Source organism: Providencia burhodogranariea DSM 19968, from assembly GCF_000314855.2.
Classification (GTDB): domain Bacteria; phylum Pseudomonadota; class Gammaproteobacteria; order Enterobacterales; family Enterobacteriaceae; genus Providencia; species Providencia burhodogranariea.
This window is the reverse complement of sequence record NZ_KB233227.1, coordinates 119,484-125,853: the sequence shown is the minus strand read 5'-3', so window position 1 is coordinate 125,853 and position 6,370 is coordinate 119,484. Positions and strand designations below refer to the sequence as shown.

Here is a 6,370-nt window from a genome sequence, read left to right as displayed (position 1 = left end):
CTCGTCCTGTATTTCTCATGAGTTGGCATAGCGTAGCCCACTGTTTTTCTGTTAACATTGTTCTTGGTATGGTGATTATTTGTATGGTTACTTTTTGGCGAAACTGATTATACATCATCACCATGCCGTTCAAAAAAACCTCAAAGATCGACAGCCCTAGGGTATCACCTACCTGTCAGGCGATTCTAGCGCCAAATTTCTCTGCAAGGTGGCCGCAATGTATCGCGAGTATAAATAACGCCCATAATCAAATTGCACAGTTTCAATCTGATACGGTTTATTGTTCAATGTTGCACTCGATACAGACTTGATATTCATCCTATTATCGAATGATGTTTTACTCAACAACACCCGATTTCTGTAAACAATGACGGAGGCCGGACGGAGTTGGTTGTTGTAAAAAATCGGCCATACTTACCGCAACACCAAATTCCTGTTCCAACCGAGTCATCAGACGCAGCGCCATCAGCGACTGCCCTCCAGAATCATAAAAATCCTGATACGCCGATGCGGGTAACGCCCCTGTCACTTCATGCCATAACTGGTTGATACGTGCCATCAGTACATCCAACTCCTCAACATCGGTATTGGGGCTAAACTGTGGGCTGACGGGTAGCTCACGATCTCCCATCCACCAATACTGATGGTCAAACGGATAAAGTGGTAGCGTGACTCGTCGAGGGGGTACCGTCCAGAGTCGTGACCAGCTGATATCTACACCAGCCCGCCAGATTTTTTGCAGAGCCTTCACCCACAACGCGGACTCACTTAAGGAGTCATCATACCTGCGTAACGTGCGTACCGCAGAGGTTTTTCCTCCGAGTAGTCGTAGCTTGGCCACCAGCGCGGTGAGAGTTGACCCGGGCCCCACTTCAATAAATAGAGTTTTGCCGCGATCGGGGATCTGCTGTAGCGTCTGGTGATAGCGTACCGTCTCGCGAGCATGCCGACACCAGTAATCGGCATTCAGTTGGCGCAGGTCTCTGACCTCTTGCGCTAGTAGTGTGGAGTAATAACGCACCTCGTGATGCACCACGTTAACGGTAGGGACGATATGATGCAGATCGCTGAGGATCGGATCCATACTTGCCGAATGAAACGCGTGTGAAACGCTAAGAGATTTATAGCGAATGCTCGCCCTATCAAGCCGTTGCTTGCAATCAGCCAGCGCGGCTACACTACCTGATAGCACACTACTGTTTTCACTATTCACTGCTGCCAGCGATATCTCTCTACCAAGCCAAGGCTGGCAATCGCTTTCGCTCAGTTCGACCGCTAACATAGATCCTCCTTCCAGAGACGACATCAGGCGGCCGCGTTGCGATGCAAATATTAGTGCTTGTTCTATGGAGAAAGCTCCCACGAGCCATGCAGCTGCAATCTCACCTACACTGTGGCCTAACACGCAGTCGGGAACCACGCCATAATGCATCAGTAACTCGGCAAGAGAAATTTCCACTGCAATCAAGGTTGGCTGCGTCAGCGAGGTGTTGTTCAATTTAGTACTATCACCCTCATCGCTGAACAGAATGGAAATATCAATCTGCATCTTCTGACGCAAAATAGCCATTTTCTCTAGCATCAGGTCATGAAAGATGGGGTCATGAGCCATCAGCTCACGAGCCATACCGATAAACTGGCTGCCCTGACCGGGAAACTGAAAGACCACACTCAGTCGCCCTTTACCACTGTCGAGCATTTCCTCCTTTATTACTAGTTTTCCCTCCTCATCTGGACCCAACGTACCGCGGTAACGCATTCCCTGCCTCAGGGTTTGAGCGCTCCAAGCCAGCGCGGCTAATCCGTCACCAGCCTCTAATTGACGATACTGCTTCGTCAGTTGATACCAAGCTTGCTCAGAACGCGCAGATATCGGTACCACCTTGTCTACCAGTGAAGAGGGGCGCAATTCAGACACCGCGTCAATAGCATCAGGGCGTGTCAACACCACATGAGCATTGCTACCACCAATACCAAAGGCGCTAACGCCAATGGCACATCGGGGATCACCTGAATGCCAGCGCTCTGCGGCAGTCAGCACGGTAAACGGGCTGTGGTCAAGATCGAATGCTGGATTGGCGGCTGTGAAATTAATTTGCGGTGTCAGCCAGCCGTGTTTAATTTGTAGCGCAGCCTTAATCAACCCGGCCATCCCAGCAGCGGTTTCTAGATGACCAACGTTTGCCTTGACGGCACCGAGAGCGCAGAAACCTACCCGCTCGGTAAACTCACGAAACACCGCGTTGAGTGCAGAAAATTCTATTGGATCTCCCGCCAATGTGCCCGTACCGTGAGTTTCTATAGCTCGGAAATCTTCCGGGTGCCGCTGCGCATCCCGCAAGGCCTGACGCAATAGCCGCTGCTGACCCGTAAGACTAGTGGTAGTAAAGCTGACTTTTTCAGCTCCATCATTATTCATCGCCACGCCATCAATTACGGCAATCACCTCATCCTTGGCCGCCAGCGCGTCCTCCAGACGCTTCATCACCACAACTCCGACGCCACTGCCAAATACGGTTCCACTAGCATCCGCAGAAAATGGTCGACAGTGCCCATCTTTTGCGAAGATCATGCCCTGCTGACTGAAATAGCCTTCAAGCTCAGGAATGCGCAGGGTACAAGCTCCAGCCAGCGCAATATTGCAACGCCTACTTCGTAAAGCATAGACAGCCTCACAAACAGCTACTAGAGACGTCGCACAGGCGGCTTGAACATTCATCACTGGACCACCAAACCCCATATGCCAAGCTATTCGTGTGCTGAGATAATCTTTATCGTTAGTAATCTGCTCTTCAAAGGATGAAGGAGCCAAGGTGGCAAAGCGCAGCGTGCCTCTATTTTGCCGTAAATATTCAGAGTTGCTGCACCCCGCGAATAGTGCGGTATCCGGCAGCGCCGCAGGGACAATTCCGGCGTTTTCCAGAGCATGCCAAGCACACTCAAGAAATAGGCGATGCTGAGGGTCCATCAGCATCGCTTCCCGCGCACTAAGACCAAAAAAGCCGGCATCAAAACGGGCAATATCTTGGGCTAATGGAGCAGCCACCCCGACAAAATCGGGATTTTCTGACGGACTGCTATCCAGCGCAACCAGCGACTCTACCCCGTTAATCAAATTGTGCCACCATGTTTCGACATCATTAGCGCCAGGAAAACGGCAAGCTATCCCTATCAACGCTATCTTTTGACTTATGTCGTTTGGCGGTTGCATATCATTCTCCTCCATTTGAAACCTAATGCGCTGATATCCCAACAGATAAGTGACATGATTACCTTACTGTTATTTCACTCATTAGTGCGGTAAAAATAAGCAGCACAGATCAACAGCCGCGAGCTTCAGATTACTGCAACAGCTCGGATAAAAAAGCATCTAAGTCCTGCTGGAAGTAAAAATGACCACCCGGCCAGCTACTCTGTTGACACTCAGTCACAAGGGCAGACCAGCCTTCACGTTCTGTCTCCCCCACCAGAGGATCGTCTTCACCGCCAATAATCCGTAACGGGATATCGGCAACGGGCAGTTCTGCTAGCTGTCCAAGCAACGTCAGATCCTGCAAAATATGGCCAGCGACGATCTGACGCGTCAGATCATCAAGATGCATGATTCCTGTGTCCTCGCTATAGCTAAGTATTCTATCGAGCAGTTGCTGGCATGAGGCGTACTGTTGCAGCATCAACAATTCTGCAGGCACCCGCTGCGAGGAAAGCACCAGCCTCCGGCAGGAAAAACGTGAATCCCACAGTGTCATTGCGACTTGTAGCGCCAATAGTGCCCCCATGCTATGCCCAAAAAAGGTTATCGGAGCGATACCTAGTACCTCACGTAGGCCATGGCTACACGCAGTGATCGCCTCCTCTGCACCTTGCCACGGCTCCTCGCCATGCCGTTCCTCCCGGTTTGGATATTGCACCACCAACAGATCGCACTTAGCTGATAGTCGCTCTCGCCACGGCTGATAGAAAGCGGCACTACCACCCGCGTGAGGAAAGACTACTAGCTGTTTTTCTACTGGCTCCACACCATACTGACTGAAACGCATCACTGTTCGGTTATAGCTGATAAGAGGTTTCATTATGATAACTTCCTAGTTGTGACGCTCTGAGGGGAGACATCTTCTTGCACCAACAAGGCGTGTAACGCCAGACGATCAATTTTTCCGATCCCTTTCATCGGAATAGTATCAATCACAATCAGCCTTTCCGGTGCTTTAAACGAGGCAATTCCCTGTTGCTCAAAAAATTGTCGCACGTCCCCCAACGTCAATCCGATATCATCCGTGGTGACAAAAAGGCAAGACACCTCGCCATACAGGGCATCCGTAATCCCGATACAAGCAGCGTCGCGGATCGCTGGATGATGAAGCGCCAGCTCCTCGATTTCATTGGGTGAAAATTTCTCCCCGCCACGGTTAATCGCATCATTAACGCGCCCATCAATAAATACGTTGCCCTGACGATCGACATGAGCAATATCACCGGTACGATAAAAACCATCTGTCGTAAAAGCGCGGCTATCGGCCTGTGTATTTTGGTAGTAACGGGTAATGGTACAAGGGCCTCGGGCAATCAATTCACCGGAGTGCCCAATCGGGACGATTTCTCCCTGCGCGTCAATGATACGGATCTCGTCTTCCACACAAAGCGGGCGCCCCTGAGAATGAAAGCGAATATTATCGTCATCACTAATGCGGTTAAAACAGAGTAGCCCTTCACTCATGCCATAACATTGTTGAATGGTAATACCGAGAATGTCAGACGCGTAGGTTGCAAGCTCAGGAGTAACGCGTGCGCCGCCTACCAATACATGTAACAACGAGTTGATAAAACGCGGGCTTTCGCGCTGTACATTAGCCCATTGCGAGAGTAGCGTCGGAACGAGACTGGTATGAGTCACACCGCGGTGGCAGATAATATCCAGGGCCTGCTCAGCCGAAGGCGCATCAGCGAGCACGACAGCACCTCCACATGACAGCGCTCCCAATATTCCCGGGCTATTGAGAACAAATGCGTGAGAAATCGGCATCGCCGCAAAGTAAATGGAGCGGTCAGTTAAGCTAAAGATACCGCACCCGCAGGCGATCATATGGCTATAGCCCCTATTTTTATGAGCAATAGCCTTCGGAAGGCCAGTGGTTCCACTAGACAGCAGCATCATAACGATATCGTCATCATCCATTACCATCAGCGCCTGTGCCGGAAGTGGTTCCAATACTGAACAGAAATCCTGCAGATTCAGATACTGCTTATCATGCTCGCTATCATCGTAATCCTCGACCAGTACCACATCGATATTAATGTTCTCTTGCTGCAATTTTTGTAAGTACGAGAGAGGATTATAACGCCGGGTACTACGCTGTAAGGCTATCACTTTTGGGGTAGTTGTTTGCAGAATATAACGAAGCTCTTTTTCACGATAAGACGAAAGGATAGGGACGGGGATCGCGCCGATCATCAGTGTAGATAGCATTAGCACGACCGCCTGATGCGTATTACGAAGTTGCATTGCCACACAATCTGACTTCTTCACACCTAGCTGCTGCAGGCGATGACTGCATGAAGCAACTCGATCGGCTAACTGCCCGTAGCTAATCACGCTATCTTCTTCAAACAACGCAGGACGGTGCATATTTTTCTGCAACGCATCCAGCAGACGTTGATTCAATGAGCTGCTAAATTTAACCATTTTAACTCCATGATATGTATTATAACTGATTGATTTGATTTTTTTTCAACTGCAATCATGCATAATCCCAACGTTCATTAGTTCTACCTGAACGTTGATTTCACTGCTGTACAAACTCACATGGAAGAGAAAACTGCTTACTGGTTTTTATTATTTCATGGACATCAACAAACACGTCAACGGACCATCAATCAATTAAATATATTAATTTTATTTGTATTTCCCGTATACCTACTCACCTATCGCGCCATGATAATCATGATTTAGGTCATTACTTTGAGGTTATTTTTCATTTTCAGTTAACCAAAGAGATAATCTCATCAAGAGAATAATCATGATTTCCCCACAATGAAAACAGCTTTCCTGTTTGCTGCTGTAAACGAGCTTGTAATGCTACAGTTTCCGCTGAAGATAGCGATAAATCACGACGTAACTGCCAACTTCCATCTGCATCACTCAGTACATTCTTTGGGATACCCACCTCAGAAAGAAGCAATATTATGCTGTCAAAATCCATACAAAATGCCTCGCTCATTAATGAAAATAATAATTATCATCACTGACATCATGTGGGTCAATTTTTTACATAACTTAAATTTATAAGAGCGACAATAAAAATAATTAAAAAATATGGTTTTTAGGGGCGAGATAATATGAGGCGACGGGAAGTAATAACAGGGAAACAGC

Annotated in this window: 4 protein-coding genes; all 4 read right to left on the bottom strand. The window is 48.5% G+C overall.

The genetic code is table 11. The features are described 5' to 3' along the window. Positions 1-337: 337 nt before the first annotated feature. The gene (locus tag OOA_RS19105) at positions 338-3,211 is read right to left on the bottom strand and encodes a type I polyketide synthase (protein ID WP_008913820.1); all 2,874 of its coding nucleotides are present in this window, start codon (positions 3,209-3,211) and stop codon (positions 338-340) included. A gap of 130 nt (positions 3,212-3,341) precedes the next feature. Further along, positions 3,342-4,073 (bottom strand): thioesterase II family protein, encoded by a 732-nt coding sequence (locus OOA_RS19100; RefSeq protein ID WP_008913819.1) that lies wholly within the window; start codon positions 4,071-4,073, stop codon positions 3,342-3,344. Beyond that, positions 4,073-5,683, bottom strand: a complete 1,611-nt coding sequence (locus tag OOA_RS19095; RefSeq protein ID WP_008913818.1) for an AMP-binding protein — start codon at positions 5,681-5,683, stop codon at positions 4,073-4,075. The genes OOA_RS19100 and OOA_RS19095 overlap by 1 nt, the downstream gene beginning before the upstream one ends. Positions 5,684-5,978: 295 nt before the next feature. Then, entirely contained in the window at positions 5,979-6,200 is a 222-nt protein-coding gene (locus OOA_RS19090; RefSeq protein WP_008913817.1) for a hypothetical protein, read from the bottom strand. Positions 6,201-6,370 lie beyond the last annotated feature (170 nt).